Consider the following 24,469-nt stretch of genomic DNA (forward strand, 5'->3'; position numbering starts at 1 on the left):
TTTTTTGACTTTTTGAAAAGAGTTTAGAAAGAAACTAGTTTCTAACACAAAGTTTAAAGTCATAAATGTATAATCTGAAAAAAAATGAATAAGATATTATTTAAGCTCGGAGTATTATTGATTTGCTTTATGCCGTTTTTTACTATGGCACAAAGCAAAGGATTTTCTATATCTAATGGAGAATTTCAAAAAGATGGGAAAATTATAAAAATACATTCAGGAGAAATGCACTATGAGCGTATTCCTAAAGAGTATTGGAGACATAGGCTACAAATGATTAAAGCTATGGGATTGAATACTGTAGCAACCTATGTGTTTTGGAATTATCACGAAATAGAGCCAGGTGTATGGGATTTTAAAACAGGAAATAGAGATTTAGGAGAGTTTTTACGTATTGCTAAAAGTGAAGGATTATATGTGATTCTTAGACCAGGTCCGTATGCATGTGGTGAATGGGAATTTGGAGGATATCCTTGGTGGTTGCAAAATAATCCAGATTTAGTAATTCGTACCAATAACAAAGCATTTTTAGAAGCTTGTAAAACGTACCTAGAACATTTGTATGCAGTGGTAAAAGGAAATTTTGCTAATCAGGGAGGACCAATTATTATGGTTCAGGCCGAAAATGAATTTGGTTCTTATGTTTCTCAAAGAACGGATATTAGTGCCGATGATCATAAAGCATACAAAACTGCAATTTACAATATGCTTAAAGAAACTGGGTTTCCAGAGCCTTTTTTTACTTCTGACGGTACTTGGTTGTTTGAAGGAGGCGCTGTTGAAGGCGTGTTGCCAACTGCAAATGGCGAATCAAATATAGAAAATTTAAAAAAACAGGTTGATAAATACCATAAAGGTCAGGGGCCTTACATGGTCGCAGAGTTTTATTCTGGCTGGTTAGATCATTGGGCAGAACCATTTATTAAAATTGGATCTGAGGAGATTGCAAGTCAAACTAAAAAGTACCTAGATGCAGGCGTTTCTTTTAATTATTATATGGTGCACGGTGGTACTAATTTTGGATTTACCTCTGGAGCAAATTATAATGAAGAAAGTGATATTCAGCCGGATATTACAAGCTATGATTATGATGCGCCTATTAGCGAAGCAGGTTGGGCAACACCAAAATTCATGGCTATACGTGAAGTCATGCAAAAGTATTCTAAAGCAAAATTAGCACCGATTCCAGAGAAAATACCAGTTGCAAAATATCCTAATCAGCTTATCAAATCGAGTATGGATGTTTTAAGCTGGATCAAAACAGAAAAAGCGGTTGTAAATGATCAGCCGTTAACATTTGAAAAATTAGGTCAGGGACATGGATATGTTTTATATCGTAAACGATTTACGCAGCCAATTTCTTCCGGAAAATTAAAGATTGAGGGATTGAGAGACTTTGCTACAGTTTACGTAAATGGAGTTAAGGTGGGTGAATTGAATAGAGTTTTCAAAAATTACGAGTTGACAGTTTCTATTCCTTTTAACGGTATTTTAGAAATTCTTGTTGAAAATATGGGACGTATTAATTATGGAGCGGAAATAGTACATAATACTAAAGGAATTATTTCTCCAGTATTTATTAATGAATATGAAATTAGTGGTGGATGGGAAATGTATAAAATGCCAATGAATGAAGTTCCAGTTCTTAAAAATGAAACGATAAAACCTGGACGTCCGGTTTTATATGAATCTACAGTAAACATAGAGAAAACAGCCGATACTTTTCTCGATATGACCAATTGGGGAAAGGGAATTGTATTTGTTAATGGACACAATCTTGGACGCTACTGGAAAGTAGGGCCGCAGCAAACGCTTTATGTGCCAAGCTGTTGGTTGAAAACTGGTGCAAATAATTTTGTTGTATTCGAGCAGCTTAATGAAAATACCCAAAAAGAATTAATTTTTACAGATCAACCGATACTTGATAAACTAAACTAAAAAACAAAGAATAATAAATTAGATTAAAGATGAAAAAAGGAATATTCATAATCGCCCTTTTATTTTCAGCTCAGATTTTCGCACAGGCGATCTATGAAGATGAAAGATACGTACCGGAAACAGATCCGCTGGTGTTAAAAAACTTAGACGAATGGCAAGGCAAAAAATTTGGTCTGCTAATGCACTGGGGGACTTACAGCCAATGGGGAATTGTAGAATCATGGTCTATCTGCCCGGAAGATTACGGATGGTGTGAGCGTAAAAAAGGCAGTAATCCTGCTAATTACAATCAGTACATTGCAGATTATGAAGGGTTAAGAAAAACGTTTAATCCTGTAAAATTTGATCCTGCTAAATGGGCAAAAGCAGCTAAATATGCGGGAATGAAATACATGGTTTTCACCACAAAACACCATGACGGATTTAATATGTATGATACTAAATATTCTGATTATAAAATTACGAGTAAAGACGTTCCTTTTCATACAAACCCAAAAGCAGATGTTTTAAAAGAGATCTTCAACTCTTTTAGAGGTGAAGGTATTTCAACTGGAGCTTATTTTTCTAAACCTGACTGGCATAACGAAAACTACTGGGATCCTTACTTTCCTCCATTCGACAGAAACGTAAACTATGATCCCTCATTATACCCAGAAAAATGGCAGAAATATGTTGATTTCACGCACAACCAAATCTTAGAAATTCTTTCTAACTATGGTAAAGTTGATATTTTATGGTTAGATGGAGGATGGGTTAGAAAAAGAGACCAAGTGAACATCAAAGAAAACTACGACGAGAAATTTACTGAAAACGAATCTAAAAACGGTTTCATCAAACACAGAGTGGTAGATCAAGATCCTAAAATGGATGAATTGGTTGTAAAAGCACGTCAAAAACAACCAGGATTAATTGTTGTTGACAGAGCCGTTCATGGTAAAAATCAAAACTACTTAACTCCGGAAGGACGTGTTCCAGCTAAAACGCTGCCTTACCCTTGGGAATCTTGTATTCCCGCTGGTGGCGGGTGGTCTTATTCGCCAGGTGCTGAATACATGACCGGAAGACAAGGAATTCATATGTTAGTCGATATTGTAGCAAAAGGCGGTAACTTATTATTGAATATTGCGCCTGGTCCGGAAGGAGAATGGGACAAAGGGGCTTACGATTTATTGCAGGCTTACGGAGACTGGATGAAAGTAAACAGCACAGCGATTTACAACACAAAACCAATCGAACCTTATAAAGAAGAAAACATTTGTTTTACACAAAATAAAGCGGGTAATGTATTTGCATTTTATTTAGCTAAAGAAGGAGAAAATAAAATTCCTGCTGCAGTTACTGTAAAATCAATCAGTCCTAAAAAAGGAACAAAAATTACCATGTTAGGTTCTAAAACTTCTTTAAAATGGACAAAAGAAGGAAACGGATTTAAAGTAGTTATTCCGGAAAATTTAAGAAATAATTTACCATGTAAAGAAGCCTGGGCTTTAAAAATTGAAGCTATTTAACAGATAAAAGTATGTTTTCAATATCAAAAAAAATAATATCAAAAACAGCATGTATTTTGTATATGCTGTTTTTTAGCATCCCTATTTTTGCACAGAAAGAACCTGCAGATTTTGTAAATCCGTTTATTGGAACTTCCAATTACGGAGCCACTTTTCCAGGGCCAATTGCACCAAGAGGAATGGCGAGTATTAGTCCGTTTAATGTTGCCGGGAAACAAAATAAATTAGAAAAAGACAGTCAGTGGCTTTCGAATCCGTATGTAAACGAAAATACTTTTTTAACCGGATTTAGTCAGGTTAATATAAGCGGTGTGGGCTGTCCCGAATTAGGTATTTTATTATTAATGCCAACAACGGGACCTGTAGAAACAGATCATTTAAAATACGGTTCAACTTATAAAAATGAAGTTGCAAAGACAGCATATTACAGTGTCGACATTGACAAATACAATATAAAAGCAGAGTTTACAGCATCTAAAAGAGTGGGCGTAAGTAAATTTACTTTCCCGAAAGGGCAATCGAATGTTTTACTAAATCTTGGTCTTGGTTTAACAAATGAAGAAGGGGCGATGGTAAAAGTGGTGTCTTCGACAGAAATTGAAGGAATGCGAAGCGTTGGATCATTTTGTTACAACAGTCCTGAAGATGCTTATCCGGTTTATTTCGTTGCCAAATTTTCTAAACCAGCAAACAAATTCGGTGTTTGGAAAAAGCCATCAAAATACGAAGGCACAGAGGCACAGTGGATGACCTACAACGGCAAAACCAGAATGATGGATAATACCATTAAAACGGTTGTTGGTGACAGCATTGGGACTTATTTTACCTATAAATTTGATAAGCAGGAAACTGTTGAGGTTAAAATTGGAATTTCGTATGTAAGCATTGCAAATGCCCGTGAAAACTTAGAAAAAGAAACCGGAAGTAAATCGTTCGAAACCGTTTATAATGACACTTATAAGGAGTGGAACGAAGAACTTTCGAAGATTTTAGTCGAAGGAGGATCAAATGACGACAATACTATTTTTTACACGGCATTATACCACACTTTAATTCACCCAAATACTTTAAACGATGTCAATGGAGAATATCCGGTGATAAAAAGAAGTAAGATTGCAAAAACCGAAGGCACTCGTTATACCACGTTTTCATTGTGGGATACCTATCGAAATATGCATCCGTTAACGTCTTTGGTTTATCCTAAGCAACAATCGGATATGATAAAAAGTATGTTGGAAATGTATGATGAAAACGGCTGGCTGCCCAAATGGGAATTAAATTCAACAGAAACCTTTACAATGGTAGGAGATCCCGCAAGTATCGTGATAGTTGACGCCTGCTTAAAAGGAATTCAGGATTTTGATTTTTACAAAGCCTACTATGCCATGTTAAAAGGTGCTGATCAAATTGAAAATAATCCGCTGCGTCCGGGACTTAAAGAATATATCGAAAAAGGATATTTATCAACAAATTATCGCGGTCCCGTTTCTACAACACTGGAATACAATACTTCAGATTATGCGATTTCGCTTTTAGCAAAAGCTTTTGGTGAAAAAGAAGATTATAAGCGTTTTACGAAACGTTCGCTATCCTACCGAAAATTATTTGACAAAGATTTAAAATTACTTCGTCCAAAAACGGCTAACGGAAAATGGTATGAACCTTTTGATCCTGAATCCGGAGCTAATTTTCAGGAAAATGTTGGTTTTATAGAAGGCAATGCGTGGCAATATGCTTTTATGGTGCCGCATGACATCAAAGGATTGATGAAACTGATGGGCGGCGAGAAACCTTTTTCAGATCAGTTGCAAAAGGTTTTTGACAGCAAACAATTTGATATGGCAAACGAGCCGGATATTGCTTATCCTTATTTATTCAATTATATAAAAGGTGAAGAATGGAAAAGTCAGGAAATGGTGAAAAAATTGGTGAAAGAATATTTCCAAAACAAACCAAAAGGGTTACCCGGAAATGATGATACAGGAACAATGTCGGCCTGGCTGGTATATTCGATGATGGGAATTTACCCAATTTCTCCCGGTGATCCAATTTATACCATCACAGCACCATTGTTTCATAGAATAACGATCAAATTAGATCCAAGATATTATAAAAAGGAAAGCATTGTAATTGAAAGACAAATCAATAATGACGGAAAAATCAATTCGATTGAACTAAACGGAAAATCACTTAACAGCTTTTTTATTTCGCATAACGATTTTGTGAATGGAACAATGCTAAAAGTGATTCAAAATTAAAAACACACTACTATGTTACAAGTAAGAATTAAAAAGACAGCCATTATCCTCGTAATGGCTGTAGGTTTTTTTAACCAGAACTATGCACAGAAAAAATACCCGTATCAGGATTCAAAAATGCCGGTAGAAGATAGGGTAAAAGATTTGTTAAGCAGAATGACACTTGAAGAAAAAGTGCGTCAGATGGATATGTACAGAGGTGACTTTTTTAAAGATAAAGAAGATTTTGCAAAATCTAAATCGGCAGAAAAAATCGGCAAATTAGGAATTGGAGCGATTCATGATCTTTATCCGCGTTCGGCAAAAATGATTAATGATTTGCAAACCAATGTAATCAAAGGAAACCGTTGGGGAATTCCAGCATTGATTATGTGCGAAATGCTTCACGGCTATTTAGATGAAGGAAGTACGGCTTTCCCAATGAATATCGGACTTGGTGCAACCTGGGATGTGAATGTATTGGATAAAGTTGGAAAAGTGATTGGTATGGAAGCCCGAGCTCATGGCGTTCATTTTGGATTTGGTCCAAACTTAGATTTAGGACGCGAACCAAGATGGGGAAGGGTTGCTGAAACTTTCGGAGAAGATGCTTTTTTGAATAGTGAAATTGGTTTGGCATTCATCAAGGGACTTCAAGGAGATGATTTAAAATCGGATCGTTCTATTATTGCTGAGCCAAAACACTTTGCTGTTCACGGTATTCCGCAAGCAGGAGGAAATTCTTCTCCGATTTTAGTAGGAGAACGTTCGGCTCGAGAAGACCATTTGCCTTCTTTCCAAAAAGCATTTATGAAAGGCGGTGCGTTGGGAACCATGTGTGCGTATTCTGAGTTAGACGGAATTCCTTGTGCGGCAAATCATTGGTTATTGACGGATGTTTTGAGAAAAGAATGGGGCTTTAAAGGACTTGTAGTTTCTGATTTAGGAGCGATTAAATACATTCAGACGACACACAAAGTTTCTGATTCTCCAAAAGAAAGTATTAGAGAAGCAGTTTCTGCAGGAGTTGATATGCAGTTTTATGATTTTACAAATGAATTCTGGCAAAACACCATTATTGAATTAGTAAATGAGAAAAAATTAACTCAAGAAAATATTGATCGTGCAGCAGGAGCAGTTTTACGTTTAAAATTCTTATTAGGATTATTTGAAAATCCGTACACAGATAAAAATCTGATTAAAGAGCGTTTTCATACCAAAGAAAACCAGGCTGTTGCTTTAGAAGCAGCTCAAAAATCGATGGTTTTACTTAAAAATGAGAACAATATTTTGCCATTAAGTAAAAATCTTAAAAACATTGCTGTTATCGGGCCAAACGCAAATGCCTCAAGACTTGGAGGTTATTCTCCCAAAAATAGTGTTGGAGTTACAGTTTTTGAAGGTGTTCAACAGTTAGTTGGTAAAACAGCGAATGTGGTTTACGAAGAAGGAGTACCGCTGATTGTTAAAGGACAGGCTATTCCATCAAAATATTTATTTACTTCAGACGGATCTCAAAACGGATTAAAAGGAGAATATTTCAATAATAGAAATCTTGAAGGAACTCCAGCTTTAACTCGTATTGACAGCCAATTAGAATTTGACTGGCCTTGGGCTCCTGGTGATGGTGTTAATGTGGATGATTTCTCTATTCGCTGGACAGGTTACATTCAATCAGACAAATCATTTGACGGCTGGTTAGGTTTGAGTTCTGATGACGGAATCAGAATGTGGGTTGACAATCAATTGGTTATTGACAATTGGACAAAAGGTGCTACAAGTATCGTAACAACTCCAAAAAATATTGAAGCAGGAAAGAAATACAAAGTCCGCATTGAAATGTGGGAAGGCGGCTGGGGGGCCAGAGCGCACTTGCGTTGGAACTTAGAAAAAGTAAACATGCAGCCAGCAATCGATGCCGCAAAAAAGGCAGATGTTGCGATTGTAGTTTTAGGAGAATCTAACGAATTAGTAGAAGAAAACAGAGACGTTGCTGATTTGAATTTACACGGAATACAACAAGAATTAATCGAAGCCATCCAAAAAACAGGAACTCCGGTTGTTTGTGTATTATTAAACGGACGTCCACTTTCTGTAAACTGGATTGCCGAAAACATTCCTGCAGTTTTAGAAGGATGGTTCCCTGGGGAATTAGGAGGAAGAGCTGTAGCAGATGTTTTATTTGGAGATTACAATCCAGGTGGAAGACTGCCAATTACAGTTCCAAAATCAGTAGGACAGTTACCTATATATTATAACCAAAAACCATCTGCGATTCATAGATACGTTAGCGAAAGCGAAAATCCTTTATACACTTTTGGTTATGGATTGAGTTACACAAAGTTTGAATATTCAAATTTGAAAATCAGTGCTGACGAAATCAAACCAAACGGAGAAGTAAAAGTTTCTGTTGATGTAAAAAATACTGGAAATTTTGATGGAGATGAAGTGGTACAATTGTATGTGAATGATGTTTACAGTTCTGTAACGACTCCTGAGAAAACTTTAAGAGGTTTTAAAAGATTAAATATTAAAAAAGGAGATACTACAACTGTTGAATTTATACTTACTCCGGACGAATTAGGTCTGTATAACAGGGAAATGAAGTTTGTTGTTGAGCCGGGCGACTTTGAAGTAATGGTTGGAGGAAATTCGACAAATCTGCTAAGATTAAATTTTAAGGTTATAAAGTAATCTTTGTGCAATGATGATGTATAATAATTAACGTTTTAAGTTTTTTGTAAATAATTCTTTTAAGAAATTAACAAATCGCAAAGATTATGATATTGCTACTTCCAAAAAAGTAAAGATTTTAGTGGTAAAATAAAGTGTTTTGACCAAAATTTTGCCCAACACCTTTTGAAAGATGTCATTTGTCGAAATAATGATTTAGTTAACAAAATGGATTCTTAAATTTAACATGTTATTAACTCAAAAAACAATTTAAACTATGAATCAAAACGTACTAAAATTACTGTTTTTGTTTTTCTTGTTCGGTTTTCAAAACCTTCAGGCTCAAACAGCGACAGTAACAGGAACAATCACAGATGCTGAAGGAATGCCAATTCCAGGAGTAAATGTGAATGTCAAAGGGACTAAAACCAATACATCATCGGATTTTGATGGTAAATACAGCATTGCTGTTCCCAATCAATCTGCAATTTTGATATTTTCTTATGTAGGTTCTGCTACAAAAGAAGTTCCTGTTTCAGGACAGACGACTGTTAATGTAGCTTTAAGTGCAGACAGTCAGCAATTAGGAGAAGTTGTTGTAACTGCACTTGGTCAGTCTAAAGAGAAAAAGGCTTTAGGGTATGCTACCAGTGTGATTAAGTCTGAGGCAATCGTTAAGACAGGTTCACCTACCGTTGCTAATGCTCTGTATGGTAAAGCACCAGGGGTGCGTATTACTTCTACTCCTGGCGGAGCTGGAAATATCAATATCCAGATTCGTGGGATTAACTCTATTACAGGTAAGAACCAACCGCTTATTGTTTTAGATGGTGTCCCAATTCGTGATGGAGAGGCTAAAAATAATGATTATTGGAGTGATCAGCGTATTAGAAGCAATGGTCTGGCAGATATTAACCCTGAAGACATTGAGAGTATATCTATTCTTAAAGGAGCTTCAGCAGCTGCATTATATGGTTCTGAAGCCGTAAACGGAGTTGTATTGATTACATCTAAATCCGGTAAAGGTAAAAAAGGGCTTGGTGTAGATTTTAGTACCAGTTATGCACAAAACCAAATTGCATACTTACCAAGATTTCAATATGAAAGAGGTCCGGGCTGGACAAATGCAAATTATTCTTCTGGCTACTTAGCACCTGATGGTTTTGCTCATTATGATACAAATAATGATGGAATTAACGATACCAGAGGTGTTTCAGCCAGTACTAATAACTTTGGACCTTGGTTCGATGGTCAGCCAATTATGTCATGGGATGGGGTTGTTCGTCCTTATTCGGCTCAAAAAGACGGATACAAAAACATGTTCCAAAATTCATGGGATGGAGTAACAAACATCGCGCTTTCTAACAATACAGATAATAGCAGTATTCGTTTTTCTTACACCCACAATGAATCAAAAGGGTTGAGTATGGGGAACATGAATAAAAAGAATACACTTAACCTTAATGCATCATTCAAAACTGGTGAAAATTTGAAAACTGATGTGATCGTGAGCTATATGAATCAAAATATTCATAACCGTGCTATTGGTATGGATCGATTGATCAATAACTTTACGGGTATGATAAGTCCGTTTGATAATGGTGATTGGTACAAAGCTAAATACAGAACCAGTTTAGGATACAAATATGTTACCGGGTCAAATCAAAGTTTGACTCCAGATGAAAATATCATTCGTAATGGTTTCAAGGCAGATGTTGCTGATTATTTTTGGAATACAGATGCAAATCAACAAGACGAAATTACAAATCGTTTGATTGCCAGTGTTACTGAAACCTATACGATTCATAAAGATTTGAAATTACGTGGTCGTGTTTCTACTGATTTAACATCAGTAAATGTAGAAACTAAAAACCCGGTTGAAAGGCCTTTGGTTTATGGATTTGGTACTGGTTCTTATCAAATGGATGCTAAAGACTATAATATTCTTTATGGAGATGTGATGTTGACTTACAACAAAAAAATTAATGAAGCTTTCGAAATTGGTGCTTCAGCTGGTTATACGGCAACAAAAGAAACGGGATCTACTTTAGCAAGATTTACAGATGGTGGTTTGAGTGTTGAAGGCTGGTATGATATGAATTCTTCAGTAAACACTGCAAAAAGTACTAGTACAAAATATGAAGTTGTAAAGGACGCTGTATTTGGAACTGTAAATGGTAGCTACAAAAACTACTTGTTCCTTGAAGGAACATTAAGAAGAGATCGTACTTCTACTATGAATCCTAATAATAATGCATTTACGTATCCTTCTGTAAACTCCTCTTTTGTATTGTCAGAAGCGGTTAAATTACCTGAAGTAATCAGTTATGCAAAACTACGTGCTTCCTGGGGTATTGTGGGTAACTATCCGGAGCTATATAAGGCTAACGTAGCTTTCAATCAAACGACACTGGGTAATCAGGGTACAACTACTCCTGTGTTGATTACAAACTCTATGAATAATTATGGTAATGAAGGTATAAAACCTGAGATGAAAAATGAATATGAGCTTGGTTTTGAAACCAAATTCTTTGACAGAAGATTGGGATTGGATGTTTCGTACTACAATGCAAAGGTTTATGATCAAATTTTAGATTTGACACTGGCGCCTACAACAGGAGCATCGTCAATTTTAGCGAATGTTGGAGAATTGAGTAACCAGGGAGTTGAAATATCTTTAACCGCTACTCCGATAAAAACTGCATCTTTTTCATGGGATGTTACTTTAAACTGGGCCAAAAATGTAAACAAAGTGGTGAAATTGGCTAACGGTGCATCTGAATTATTACATGCTGACTATGATGGATCAGCAGCTCAGTTAAAATCAGTAGTAGGTGATCCAATGGGAGGTATTTATGCACACCCTGTTAAGACAGATGCCGATGGTAATAAAATGGTTGACTCCGATGGATTTTATATGATTGATGGAGATAAATGGCAAAAATATGGTAGTGCAATGCCTAAAGGTGTGGGAGGTTTATTGAACACATTCACCTATAAAAATTTCACTTTAGATGTTAATATTGATTATTCTTATGGAGGGTATTTGATGCCAACTGGGGTTAATTGGATGACTTCAAGAGGATTGACGGAAGAAAGTTTGAATTACAGTACTAACGAGCGTGGTGGTCTGACTTATTTTGTAGATGCTAATGGTAAGGGTGTTCAGGTTCCTAATAGTGCTACAAGTGGACCAGGCGGTCAAACATTATATCGTGATGGTATGTTGATGAATGGTGTGACAGCAGATGGCGCAACAAATACAAATGTAATATCTCAGGCAGGTTACTATAACATGACTTATAACTGGGGAGGACCTCAATACAGCAGCTCACGTTATGAATTGTATATTCAGGAAAATAATTATATAAAAATGAGAGAAATATCCTTATCGTATAGTTTGCCAAGTGCATGGGCTAGTAAAATTGGTGCTTCTAAAGTTAATTTTTCAGCTTATGGACGTAATCTATTCTTTATCTACAGGTCAATTAAGGATATGGACCCAGAAGCAACTACTGCAGGCTCTAAATGGTCTCAAAACATTAACAATGCGGGAACCAATCCGGCTACCAGAAGTATTGGATGTATGTTAAGAGCATCTTTTTAATTTGATATTTCATAATTTAAAAAATATAACATGAGAAAATTATTATATATATCGCTAACAACTGCAGCAGTTTTTTTAAGCTCTTGTTCAAAAGACGATTTTGCAGATGCGTATACTAATCCGTCTACGGTTGAAACAACTACTGTACCTAAACAGTTTGCCGGATTCATGAAAATTAACTTTGAGGATGTAATTCCTTCTTACTGGAATTATTATACAGTTCTAAAATCTACTTCTCTTAGCTACACGCAGGCACATGGATTTGTAAATTCATCCGGGCGCTATGTTTCAGGAGCTGCACCAGTGAACAGATGGGATAGATTTTATAAGTTTATGGCTCAATATAGAGAGTTGGAAAAAGTGATGGCTTCTTTGCCTGCTGCTACGCAGACTGAAAATAGAATCTATACCATTACTTCAACTATTTATTTATACGATCATACTCAAAAAATGATTGATAACTATGGAGATATTCCTTTTTCTCAGGCAGGTAAAATTAGTTTAACAGGAGGTAATTATGGTGCTGCATTAGCAAAGTATGATAACCAAACAGAACTATATACCCTTATGTTGGATCAATTGAAAGCTTTTTCTACTGAATTGAATACTATTACTTTGTCTGCTGGTGTGGCATTAGAATTCCAAAATCAGGATTTGATCAACAAAGGAAACCTGGTAAGCTGGAAAAACTATTGTAATTCCTTGCGCTTAAAAATCTTGAACAGAGTTTCTGCAGTTCCTGCTTTTGCAACAAGAGCAAATACTGAAATGGCTGAAATCATTGCTGCTGGAGAAATTGTAGATGAAAATTCCGAAAATATTGCTTTCAGGGTTTATACTCAGGATACTGATTTAGATACTTCAGGTTTTATTAATGCTTTAGAAGATGATTTAAATAATCTTGCTCCAAAAGCAATGATTGATCACATGAATGCAAATAATGATCCTCGTAAATCCTGGCTGTTTGAAAGAGGATCACGTGTAGTGAACAACGTAGTGATAGTGGCTCCTACTTATGAAGGACTGGATCCTGCATTGGCATCCGGGGCTCAGACACAATTAATAACTGATGGTAAGATTGCTGTTTACAATCGTTCGGTTCTCAGTAGAAATAAATGGTTGCCGGGAACATTAATAAATGCTCCTGAAGTAAACCTCATTCTTGCCGAGTACTATTCAAGAAATGGTAATTCAGCAACGGCTAAAACACATTTCGAAAAAGCGATCAGACAATCTGTAGAGTATTATGTAAGATTAGCTGATAAAGCTGATGTTTTGAACTGGAAACCAACTGTAGAGCCTACAACACTTGAAGTTGATGCTTATATTGCTGCTATAAACTTTGCAGGAGCTACAACACCTGCAGCTCAATTGGAATTAATTGCTTTTCAAAAGTACATTCATTACAATATAATGCAGGCTGATGAATCCTGGGCTGAACAAAGAAGATTGAAACTTCCCGCTCTTACATTCCGTGAAGATGAAACAAGCAGTGTGAGAAAAACACCACCAACACGCTGGACATATCCAACTTCAGAGAGTGTTTATAATCCGGATAATTATAATGCTGTAAAAGCAAATGATAATTTAAGTACCAAAATATTCTGGGATATAAAGTAAAATTCCAATAATAATGTGCGATTAAAGCACTTATAAGTTTAAACAGAGGTAAGATGTAATTCTTACCTCTGTTTTTTCCAGTTTAATATTTGTCAAAAATTAGATAATAAATGATTTGTAAATACATGATAAAATTTTTCAATACCATATTGTTGTTGTTTTCTTTAGTACTCGTTGCTCAAACCAAATCAGAGGTATATAAAATTAAGTATGATAAATTTGAAAACGGAAAAAAAACAGGCGAGAATATCGCAATCTATGTATACAATCAAATGGTTTTTTTATCAAAACCAACAGATAAAATACAACAATACATCGATTTAAAAAACAATTACAACGTTACCACCATCAAGGATGGAAATATTGTTTTCAAAAAAATAATTCCATTTGACAGCTTGCCTAAACCTAAATTTGATAGTGATACCCGAATAATAATGGGGTATAAATGTCAACATGCTACATTTTCCTATTTTTCTAATACCATAGATGTTTGGTTTACTGAACAAACAACTGTAAAAGGAAGCCCAAATAGTAGTTATTTACCCAATAAAAATGCGCTTGTTTTACAACTTGTTGTTAATGGGAATTATGCTTTTATCGCTAGCGCCATCAATAAAGAAAACAAATATATTCCTGAGCTTAATTATGATGATAAAACCAAGGTTGTTACTACATCTGAATTCGAGGAAATTGCAATAAATTCAAGGTATAAAGTCTTAAGGATTTTTGATAATGAAATTTTAAATTTTGACCCCAATCGTGTTATTCCTAAAGAATCGGAACTTGCAACAGATAAAGTGTATCATTTTTCAAAAGGAAGTGTCGTATTAAAAAAAATAAAAATTACTCCCGAATTAAAAAACAGCAGTGCCATTTTTGCAAAACTAACCAGTAAGTCTACTGGTGATGCGTATGACAGAACTGGTTCAGTATTTATTATCCCAGCAAAAAAAGAGGAAAATACGACTACGTTATTAGATGCTTATTTACATGGATTAGATAAATTACCAATTTATACAGATAATAAAAAAAACAAATATCAGGGAATTAAAAAAGAAAAAGACTATACGCCGGCAATAGAAATACTCCGGTTTTTTACGCCATTTGGAGTTAATTATTTTAATGATAAACGAAAAATAAATAATTATAACTGGGCAAAAGACGTTGTTTATAAAGAAGACGTCACTTCTCTTATTCCTACCGATGAAGATGAAATCTGGATTGGTGTTTTTATTGGTAATTATGATGCTGGAGGTCACACAATAAGTCTCGAACTCGATGCTTATCCATCAATGAAAAATAACGAAGAGAAACCAAATAAGAAAAAGTACGTAGCACCTTTATTTTCAACAGTAAATACGATGGAAATGTCAGGTCAGAATTACGGAGGTCTTTTTGCGAATGATACTTTAAAAGTAAATTTCGAAATTAAGGAAAATCTACAAAATTTACAGCTTTTGTATACCACAACTGGTCATGGAGGCTGGGGAAATGGAGATGAGTTTGTACCAAGAATGAATAAAGTGTTTGTTGATGGTCAGGAGGTTTTTAAAATTATTCCCTGGCGAACTGATTGTGCAACCTATCGATTATCTAATCCGGCTTCGGGGAATTTCTCTGATGGTTTATCTTCCAGTGATTTAAGTAGGTCAAATTGGTGTCCGGGAACATTAACCCCTCCTTATATTATTCCGCTGAAGCTGCCAAAAGGTAATCATATAATAGAAGTAGTTATAGAACAAGGCCCAAATGAAGGTCCGAGTACAAACCATTGGAATGTTTCAGGAGTTTTGGTGGGCGAATTGAAAGATTAATTGTGAAATGAAAATAATTTTAAAATTTAATTATGTAATCCTGCTATTAGTACTAACTGTTTTTTCCTGCAGTTCATTACAAACTAATCCGGAAGCTGTTAATATTACTCAAAGCTATATTACTGAAAATCCTGTTACAACAGCGAGTCACGCCTCAACATTGGTTGAAATAGAGCCTAACGTTCTTTTGGCTGCCTGGTTTGGCGGAAAACATGAAGGAGCAAAAGATGTAAGTATTTATATTTCTTCCTATAAAGAAAAAAAATGGTCAGCGCCTAAAAAAATTATTGAGCCACTAATTAAAGATGGTGATACCCTGCCTTGCTGGAATCCGGTTTTATTTAAAAGTAAAGCTCAAAAATTATATTTGTTTTATAAAGTCGGCAAGAACCCGAGAGAATGGTTTGGTGCTATGATAGTTTCTAAAGATAACGGAAACACCTGGAGTGAGGCAAAATATCTTCCAAAAGGAATATTAGGACCAATTCGAAATAAACCAATTGAAACGACCGCTGGAGTTATTTTGTGCGGAAGCAGCACTGAAAGTATCGATGATAATAAATGGAGAGTATTCATAGAAACGTATACCGAAGCAACAGACAGCTGGACAATAACGGATATTAATGACAGGAAAAATTTCGACATCATCCAGCCCACTTTTTTAGTTCATTCGGCTAAAGAGATTCAGATTTTATCACGAAGCAGGCACAATAAATTAATTTCAAGCTGGTCAGAAGATAATGGTAAAACCTGGCAGAAAACAGACAGTATCAACGTTGTGAATTCGAATTCGGGAGTAGATGCAGTGACTTTATCCAATAAATCTTTTTTATTGGTTAATAACCCTTTAAAGATGGGAAAAGACTGGTTTAACGGAAGAAATGTCCTTGATGTAGAATATTCTAAAGATGGTCTGTTCTGGAGCAAATTATTTGATTTGGAAAATCAAAAAGAAGGCGAATTCAGTTACCCGGCCATTATCCGGACTTCAGATAAAAAAGTACATGTTTTATATACTTATAATCGTAAATTTATTAAACACACAATTTTTGATTTAAAATAAAAAAAGATGCAAAAATTTTGCCTTGCTCTGGACTTAAAAAATGATCCGGATTTAATTGCCGAATATATAGAATTTCATAAAAACGTCTGGCCCGAAATACAGCAGAGCATTTTAGATTCCGGAATTATCAGTCTTGAAATTTATAATGTTGCTGATCGTTTGTTTATGATTATTGAGGCCAATTCTGATTTTTCATTCGAAGAAAAAGCAAAACGGGATGCAGAAAATCCAAAAGTTCAGGAATGGGAAACTTTGATGTGGGAATTTCAAAAAGCACTTCCTCAGGCAAAAACGAGAGAAAAATGGCTTTTAATGGATAAAATTTTCGAACTCAAATAGACTTCAACCGATAAATTCAATTATGAAATTTTTTAAGCGTAAACAAATTACAATCATTTTTGGCAGTCTGTTATTTTTAGGGATTACTGTAAATGCCCAAAAAAACAATCTGGCACAGACATTCTATAAACATGATAAATACCTTTCTTCGGATAAGTTAGAAGGACGTTTTCCGGGAACTACAGGAAATAATGAAGCAGCTGCTTATATCAAAAAATATTTTAAAAAATACGGGTTGAAAAAATTTGATAACAACTTTTATCAGCCTTTTACACTTTTTGTGAAAGAAGGAATAAACAAGATGAAATCAGATAGTGTATCGACTCAAAATGTTGTGGGTTACCTAGAAGGATCAGATGAGAAACTTAAGAACGAATATATAGTAATAGGAGCTCATTATGATCATTGGGGATGGGGCGGACAAAATTCAGGCAGTAAAAAGAAAGAAGCTTTCGCCATTCATAACGGAGCAGATGACAATGCTTCCGGAGTTTCGGCTTTGCTATGCATATTGCAGGAATTATCAAATGCTAAAGTCAAGCCTAAAAGAAGTATTATTTTTATCTCTTTTAGCGGAGAAGAGGAAGGATTATTAGGCTCTAAATATTTTGTCTCACATTTACCGGTTCAAAAAGACGCTGTAAAAGTAATGTTGAATATGGATATGGTGGGAAGGTTAAATGAAGAGAAGCAAATTTACATGGGAGGCGCAGGAACGTTTCCAGATGGAGTAGAATTGATGAAAAAATTAGGAGAAAACAGTTCCCTTAATCCGGTTGTACATGCTGGCGAAGTGGGAGGCTCTGATCATGTCTCGTTTTATAAAGCTGGTATATCCGCTGTAGGATTTCATACCGGAGGCCACCCGCAATATCATACACCCGAAGACGATATTGATTTAATAAATATTGAAGGAGGAGCTTTGGTGTCTCAATATATTTACAATGTATTAGTGTCAATTGCAAATGACCTGCAGCAACTGTATTTTATTAAGCAGGATTAGGGAATATCTAACTAATTATTGTTACTAAAAAAGCTTAGTATTAAAAGGTATACCGTGGTATACCTTTTCTGGTTTATCTAAATAAAAAAGTCCCACCGAAGCAGGACTAAAGATTTTCATCTACGGCATATAGCCTTATTGTGATAAGATTAAAGATTAGAAATTTTAATCAGTTACAAATATATAGAAAAAGTAAATTGGTTTGAATAAGGAAAACCGTATTTGCTTTAATTTATTTTGTGCTATATTTCGTTCGGTTTAAATTTTAAGAGATATGGCGAAAATTTTAGGATTGGATTTAGGAACAAACTCAATTGGTTGGGCATTGATTGATGATGTTCAAAATAAAATATTAGGTATTGGAAGTAGAATATTTCCAATGGGAGTTGAAAATCTGGGGGATGGCGATAACGAAATGTCAAAAAATGCAAGTAGAACTGGTGCAAGAGGAGTTCGGCGTCAATTTTTTAGAAGACGTTTAAGAAAGAAAATTTTACTACAAAAGCTTTCTGAAAATAATATGTGTCCAATGAATTCTGATGATTTTGAGGATTGGAAAAAAACAAAATTATTCCCAACAGATAAACTCTCAAAGTGGTTTGCATTAAATCCATATGAGCTTAGAAAAAAAGCCTTAAACGAAAAACTATCATTAGAAGAAATTGGCAGAATTTTTTACCATTTAATTCAAAGACGTGGATTTTTAAGTAACAGTAGAAAAGGAGGTAATGACGATGGAGCTATTTTTAAAGGAAATGCAAAGGAAGGAAAAATAGGAATTGATGATACATTAGAAAGTATTGAAGGTAAAACATTAGGTTCTTATTTATATGAAATATATCCAAAAGCGAATCAACCTTTTCAGGATGGTTTGGAAAGAATCAGAAACAGGTACACCACACGTAAAATGTATGTTGATGAATTTGAATTGATTTGGGACAAACAAGCAGAATTTCATTCGGTTTTAAATTATGATTTAAAAACAATTTTTGGAGGAAGAAAGCAGGATAATTACAAAGAAGATGGTATTTTGTTTCATCAAAGACCTTTGCGTTCACAAAAGCATTTAGTTGGTAACTGTTCCTTTGAACCTACAAAAACGAAATGCCCGGTAAGTGCTGTTCCTGTTGAAATGTTCAGAATTTATCAATGGGTAAACACTGTTGAATATAATGGAAAGAAAATATCTCAGGAGGAAAAAGATAAACTGATTGAGCAATTACTTTTGTCAGATAAAATTGAATTCAAAAAATTGCGAAAAGCTATTGGTAAAGAAAGTGCAGAATTCAAATTCAATTATAAGGATGATGATAAAATAGTTGGAACGCACACTATTTCTAATCTGTCAAATAAAAAATTCTTTGGTAAAAAATGGTTTGAATTTTCAGATAAAGAACAAGAAGATATTTGGCACGTTTTATATTTTTTTGACAGTAAATCAAATCTTAAAGAATATGCTGTTAAAAACTGGAATTTCACAGAAGAACAAGCTATAGCAATATCAAAGTTTAATGTAAAAGATGGTTATGCGAGTTTAAGTAGAAAAGCTATTGGTAATATTTTGCCATTCATGCAAAAAGGATATACCTATGATGTTGCAGTTGTTATGGGTGGAATAAAAAATACTTTTGGCGAGAAATGGCAAAATGACACATCAGAAAATAATCAGAAACAATTAGATTTAATTGATAACATTGAAGGAATTGTCAGGTCTAAAATTTCAGGCGGTTTTATAGATACCATTAAGGATTTACTTCGTAAAGAATTTCAATTTAACGACAAACAATTAAAAAAACTTTATCATCATTCTGCAACAATTGATGTAGCATCATTGCTTGAAAAATTGCCCGTTGGAAAGGATGCCGACAAGGAAATTCAAGCCATTAGAAATCCTATTGTAATTAATGCATTGTTTGAATTGCGTAAGTTGGTCAATGAATTAATTGATGAACACGGCCAACTTGACGAAATAAAAGTTGAAATGGCTCGTGATTTGAAAATATCTAAATCACAACGAAATAAAATTCGCAGAGATCAAAAACGATTAGAAAGAGAAAATGACAGAGTTAAAACTGAAGTTGAAAAATATGTCAGAGTTTCTCATGATAATATTTTAAAATTTAAACTTTGGGAAGAGTGTAAACAAACTTGTGCATATACAGGAGTTCCAATTCCTATTGCTAAATTGTTTACTGGTGAAGTTCAAATCGAACATATTCATCCTTGGAGTCGTTCATTAAACGACAGTTTCAATAATAAAACTTTGTGTTATGCTGATGAAAACAGACGTAAGGGAGATAAAACACCATTTGAGTTTTATGGAAATGATGAATTGGATTGGATTGCCCGAAAAGAACGAGCCTTAAAACTATTCTCTGACACGAAAGAATACCCAAATGCATATCAAAAATTTAAGCGATTTGTACAACAAAAGTTTGATGATGATTTTTCTTCAAGACAATTAAATGATACAAGATATATAAGCAAGGAAGCTAAAAACTATTTGACTCAAATATGCAACAAAGTAGCTGTTTCACCTGGACAGATGACTGCAAATTTGCGTCAAAAATGGGGTTTAAATACTGTTTTAAATGATGAGAATGCTAAAACTCGTGAAGACCATCGTCATCATGCAATAGATGCTTTAGTAATGGCTTGTGGTAAGACAAGTTATTTGCAGGAATTATCAAAATGGAATCGTTATAATAGAAATTATGATTTAAAAGACTTTCCTATGCCATGGGAAACATTTCGTTATGATGCAGAAAAAGCAGTTGATAAAATATTGATTTCGCACAAAAGGCTAAATAATATTGTAACTGTTAGAACACATAAAGTAGAAAAAAACGGAGTAATTCATAAAAACATTGGAGTAGCAGCAAGAGGACAATTACATAAAGAAACTGTTTTTGGAAAGCGAAACTTTAATGGAGAGGAAGCATTTCACGTTAGGAAATCAATTGATAGTTTAACAACTGAAAAGCAATTAGAAAAAGTAGTTGACGAAACTATTAGAAAGCTAATTCATAAAAGAATTCAGGAAATTGGAGGATTTGTAAAAGGAACTATTCCTGCAAACACATTTTTTGTTGTTGATGAAAATGGAGTAAAGCAACCTCAGATATTTTTACCAAATAAAAGTGGAGCACCAGTCCCAATTTTAAAAATTAGAATGAGAGAAAATATAGGTGGTGCCGAGCAGTTAAAAGATAATTTAAATCAATGGGTAAATCCACGAAATAATCATCACGTGCTTATTTATAAAGATGAGAAAGGAAATTTAAAAGAAGAAGTCGTGACTTTCTGGACAGTAGTAGAAAGAAAAAGAAAAGGTTTTCCAACTTATCAATTGCCATTAGATGGCAAGGAAATAGTTACGACTTTGCATATTAATGATATGTTTTTATTAGGGTTAAATGAAGATGAGGTAAATTGGGAAAATCCTGATTATGAAATTTTAAGAGATAGTTTTTACAGGGTTCAAAGTTTGTCTTCCAAATATTATGAATTTAGACAGTCTATTAATGCAGAATCTCAAAATAAAGTTTCACCTATTTATGAACAAATAAGAGGATTTGGCTCAGGTAAAACAGGTTGGGATTCTTTTAATCCAATCAAAGTAAAAGTTTCAGTTTCCGGAAAAATTTCAAAAATGTAATTCTACTTTAAAAATGTTGTGATTTGATTAAAGATTAGAAAACACGATATTAGTTGGCTTGTTACCATCTAATAATCAAAAGATTAAATTGAAATATCGTATAAAAAAATGCTTCTTTTTTGGATTGATAACCCACGATTGAAGCATTTTTTTGTTTCTAAATAATAATTTAGTTCAGTTTAGGCTAAAACAATTCCAGTTGTGTAGGCTGAGGAGCAGATGGCACGGCTGCTTTTCCCCAGAAATTCAAAATATTGCCAAATTGTTTATCGGTTATTCGTAGCACGCTTACTTTGCCTAAAGGCGGTAGTAGTTTGTGGATTCTCTTTTCATGAACATCAGCGCTTTCACTACTTGCGCAGTGACGTACATAAACAGAATACTGCATCATTGAAAAGCCGTCCTTCAATAAATTAGTTCTAAATCCGGACGCATTTCTTCTGTCTTTTTTTGTTTCTGTGGGAAGATCAAAGAAAACAAACAGCCACATTATTCGATATCCGTTAAGCTCCATAGTACAGGATATTTAATTTTTTTTCGATTTCCCGTGAAGCATTGTTGGAGAGAACTTGACGTTTTTTGTAATGCGATCATCAAAGGACTTTTCTCATCTTTAAAATAAACTGTTCTCGTTAATATTTGTAATAATTCAGATTTGATAGCAGTGTTTAGTTCCTGTTCACTAAAACGTTGCATAATTTCAAAGACTTTTTCGTCTACAATAGGACGAAAAGGCTCCATAATATCATCGGCAAGTGCAAAAGCATTGTATTTACTTTTATGGTGGATTCCTAATGTATTCAATAATCCGCTTCCGGAAAGAGCTCTTGCAGTTGCAGCTCTTAAAATGGCATAACCATAATTCAGGAAATTATTAGGATAGTCGCCATATCGTTCCCGTTTTATTCCGTCAAATTCTAAATTAGGCTGAGGGAAATATTTCCAGTATTGCTGTGCAGCAACTCCTTCCATATTTGTAGAATCTCCACTTAAGACTTTACTGGCCAGAAATGAAAAACTATTTTTGGATTCGGTTATTTTTTCAAGTAACTGCCCCTGATTTTTAATTTTTTCAATTATGGTTTGCTGCCATAACTGTTTCTTTAAAGGTATGGAAGCTTCAATTTGATTTTTGAATATTTCCTGCTGAATATGATGGCTGTTCAGGTTTAAGAACATTCCGTTGGGAAGATGGTTTTTTCCGCAGATAATGATAGAAGTGTTATTGTCAACAAGTAAATTCATGGCCGGTATGCTGAGGTAGATCTCATTATGATCAAGAACGAGAAAGCCTATATCTTCAATGGGAATAGTGCTTTCCTTTATTTCTGATTTTAATACAAGCTGATTGTTTTTAGCTGTTATAGAAAATTTGTTTTCAATTAAAATGGTTCTCTTTAGCATAAATTTAACTTGAAATTATACATCCCCGTTATTGTCTTCAACAGGTATCTTTAATTATTGTTTTAAATTTAGGCTTTAAGGTGATGTTGTTTTTACGGTTTTCCTTAATTCACGTGTTTTAATTTTGACCTTATCTAAAAAGAGATAAGCTAATCTATCAGGTAAATACTTTTTACTCGTTATTTTTCTTGAACCATCTTCTGGGCGTATCACTTTCATGAAGTACAATTTCGGAATGTAAGAACTCTGCGGCATCAGCTGAATCTTGCACTTTTGAGGCACTGCGTGTCAGCATTTCGGATTCAAATCCGGTTAATACACTTTCCCTCAAACCAGTTTTTTTCCAGTGAGATAAAGATTTACATCCTTTTGCAATTTCCCGTGCAAGCGCAAGGGCGTCCAGCAACGCCTGATTCGCACCCTGGCCTTTAAAAGGACTCATAGGATGAGCAGCATCTCCAATCACAGTGACTTGTCCTGAGTTCTCTAATAATTCCGGTGTGAGTAATTCGCGGTCATACACGGGATATCCCGAAATATAAGCTTCCTGGGTGGCTAATAAAATTTGAGGAATCGGGTCGTGCCACTGCGTTCTTCGGCAGGCTTCTTCCTTGAGTGCCTGAGGACCTTTCGCACTTAACTTTTTTGCCTCATCTTCCGGCATTGGAAAGCTAAGCTGCCACATTACAGAATCGGCCGTGTAAGGCATGACATAGATTCGTTCATTGCCATTAGCAGTTTGGAATACAGTAGCGGAATCTAATAAAGCACTATTCAGATTTTGGACAGCACTCAAAGGGCAAATCCCTAATATTACGATACAGCCCAAATAACATAGGGGAGTAATATCTTCTCCAATAAGTAATTTACGGACCGAACTACGAATACCATCGGCTCCAACTACAAGATCTGCTTTGGCACTCTTCATCTTTCCATCGACCTGAAAGTTGAGATGAACATTACCATCACTATGTTTAAAATCGATTAACTGGTGTCCCCATTGTATGTTATCGTTTCCACCAAGTTGCTCCAATAGTGCGAATCGCAAAGATTGTCTTGCGATATGAATATTGCTACGTTTTGGGGGCATTCTCTCTTCTGACTGAAGCCACTTTCTGACTCCCCATTCACCGATAACTTTTCCTTCGGGAGTATGAACCAGATGTCTGGTTGAAAATACTCCTTCTTTTAAAGAAATAATACCTAAGCCCTGAATTGCTTTACTGGCTTGCTGTAATGTTAGTCCATAACCCTGAGATCGGGCATTAAAGTCTTTATCGCGCTCATAAAGAGTAAAAGGGATTCCACGGTGTAAACAAGCAACAGCCAGGGCGATTCCGCCTATGCCCCCGCCAATAATTGCCACGTGAGGATAATTCTCTTTATTTGCAACAGGAGGCCTGTGGGCAGGAAGCAGACCGGTTCCGGAACAGTTTACGCATGAATATAAGTTGCCTTTAGGCTGAACAGGTGCTGTACCTTTACCATTAGTTTTTTCAAATTCATCTAATGCGATTTGGTAATGGAGTCTTACTTTTTTAGTTAGCCTTCGACTTTTTTTTCCGCGTCCCTGGCATTCCGGACAAATTGTCCAGCTTTCCATTT

Annotated in this window: 14 protein-coding genes; 11 read left to right on the forward strand and 3 right to left on the reverse strand. The window is 35.0% G+C overall.

The features are described 5' to 3' along the window. The first annotated feature begins 84 nt into the window (after positions 1 to 84). The 11 genes from JE46_RS13490 (at position 85) to cas9 (ending at position 21,460) form a co-directional block, all read left to right on the forward strand. Positions 85 to 1,938, forward strand: coding sequence for a beta-galactosidase (locus JE46_RS13490; protein WP_031455819.1), 1,854 nt, complete (start codon positions 85 to 87; stop codon positions 1,936 to 1,938). A gap of 29 nt (positions 1,939 to 1,967) precedes the next feature. Continuing rightward, positions 1,968 to 3,446: an alpha-L-fucosidase gene (locus JE46_RS13495; RefSeq protein WP_031455820.1), complete on the forward strand. Its 1,479-nt coding sequence runs from the start codon at positions 1,968 to 1,970 to the stop codon at positions 3,444 to 3,446. A gap of 11 nt (positions 3,447 to 3,457) precedes the next feature. Continuing rightward, the gene (locus tag JE46_RS13500) at positions 3,458 to 5,704 is read left to right on the forward strand and encodes a GH92 family glycosyl hydrolase (RefSeq protein WP_031455821.1); all 2,247 of its coding nucleotides are present in this window, start codon (positions 3,458 to 3,460) and stop codon (positions 5,702 to 5,704) included. A 12-nt stretch (positions 5,705 to 5,716) separates the two neighbouring features. Beyond that, positions 5,717 to 8,377, forward strand: a complete 2,661-nt coding sequence (locus JE46_RS13505) for a glycoside hydrolase family 3 N-terminal domain-containing protein (protein ID WP_031455822.1) — start codon at positions 5,717 to 5,719, stop codon at positions 8,375 to 8,377. A gap of 256 nt (positions 8,378 to 8,633) precedes the next feature. Beyond that, on the forward strand, positions 8,634 to 11,963 hold the full coding sequence (locus tag JE46_RS13510; RefSeq protein ID WP_031455823.1) for a SusC/RagA family TonB-linked outer membrane protein: 3,330 nt from the start codon (positions 8,634 to 8,636) through the stop codon (positions 11,961 to 11,963). A gap of 30 nt (positions 11,964 to 11,993) precedes the next feature. Continuing rightward, positions 11,994 to 13,583, forward strand: a complete 1,590-nt coding sequence (locus JE46_RS13515; protein ID WP_031455824.1) for a SusD/RagB family nutrient-binding outer membrane lipoprotein — start codon at positions 11,994 to 11,996, stop codon at positions 13,581 to 13,583. Positions 13,584 to 13,708: 125 nt separating this feature from the next. Further along, positions 13,709 to 15,397: a PNGase F N-terminal domain-containing protein gene (locus JE46_RS13520; protein WP_035136583.1), complete on the forward strand. Its 1,689-nt coding sequence runs from the start codon at positions 13,709 to 13,711 to the stop codon at positions 15,395 to 15,397. A 7-nt stretch (positions 15,398 to 15,404) separates the two neighbouring features. Further along, complete coding sequence (locus tag JE46_RS13525; RefSeq protein WP_157505925.1) at positions 15,405 to 16,460, forward strand: sialidase family protein; 1,056 nt, start codon at positions 15,405 to 15,407, stop codon at positions 16,458 to 16,460. Between the two features lie 6 nt (positions 16,461 to 16,466). Next, the gene (locus JE46_RS13530) at positions 16,467 to 16,799 is read left to right on the forward strand and encodes an L-rhamnose mutarotase (RefSeq protein ID WP_031455827.1); all 333 of its coding nucleotides are present in this window, start codon (positions 16,467 to 16,469) and stop codon (positions 16,797 to 16,799) included. 22 nt (positions 16,800 to 16,821) lie between these two features. Then, the gene (locus JE46_RS13535; protein ID WP_031455828.1) at positions 16,822 to 17,802 is read left to right on the forward strand and encodes a M20/M25/M40 family metallo-hydrolase; all 981 of its coding nucleotides are present in this window, start codon (positions 16,822 to 16,824) and stop codon (positions 17,800 to 17,802) included. Positions 17,803 to 18,076: 274 nt separating this feature from the next. Next, complete coding sequence (cas9, locus tag JE46_RS13540) at positions 18,077 to 21,460, forward strand: type II CRISPR RNA-guided endonuclease Cas9 (protein WP_031455829.1); 3,384 nt, start codon at positions 18,077 to 18,079, stop codon at positions 21,458 to 21,460. Positions 21,461 to 21,644: 184 nt separating this feature from the next. Here cas9 and cas2 read toward each other — a convergent pair whose 3' ends face one another. From cas2 to JE46_RS13555, 3 genes are all read right to left on the reverse strand, one after another. Next, positions 21,645 to 21,974 carry a CRISPR-associated endonuclease Cas2 gene (gene cas2, locus JE46_RS13545; RefSeq protein ID WP_031455830.1) on the reverse strand — a complete coding sequence of 110 codons (330 nt, stop codon included), beginning with the start codon at positions 21,972 to 21,974 and terminating at the stop codon, positions 21,645 to 21,647. After that, complete coding sequence (cas1, locus tag JE46_RS13550) at positions 21,950 to 22,864, reverse strand: type II CRISPR-associated endonuclease Cas1 (RefSeq protein ID WP_031455831.1); 915 nt, start codon at positions 22,862 to 22,864, stop codon at positions 21,950 to 21,952. Before cas1 ends, cas2 begins: the two co-directional genes overlap by 25 nt. Before the next feature lie 172 nt (positions 22,865 to 23,036). Further along, the gene (locus tag JE46_RS13555) at positions 23,037 to 24,467 is read right to left on the reverse strand and encodes an FAD-dependent oxidoreductase (protein WP_031455832.1); all 1,431 of its coding nucleotides are present in this window, start codon (positions 24,465 to 24,467) and stop codon (positions 23,037 to 23,039) included. Positions 24,468 to 24,469 lie beyond the last annotated feature (2 nt).

It is taken from the genome of Flavobacterium chungangense LMG 26729 (genome assembly GCF_000735715.2).
Classification (GTDB): domain Bacteria; phylum Bacteroidota; class Bacteroidia; order Flavobacteriales; family Flavobacteriaceae; genus Flavobacterium; species Flavobacterium chungangense.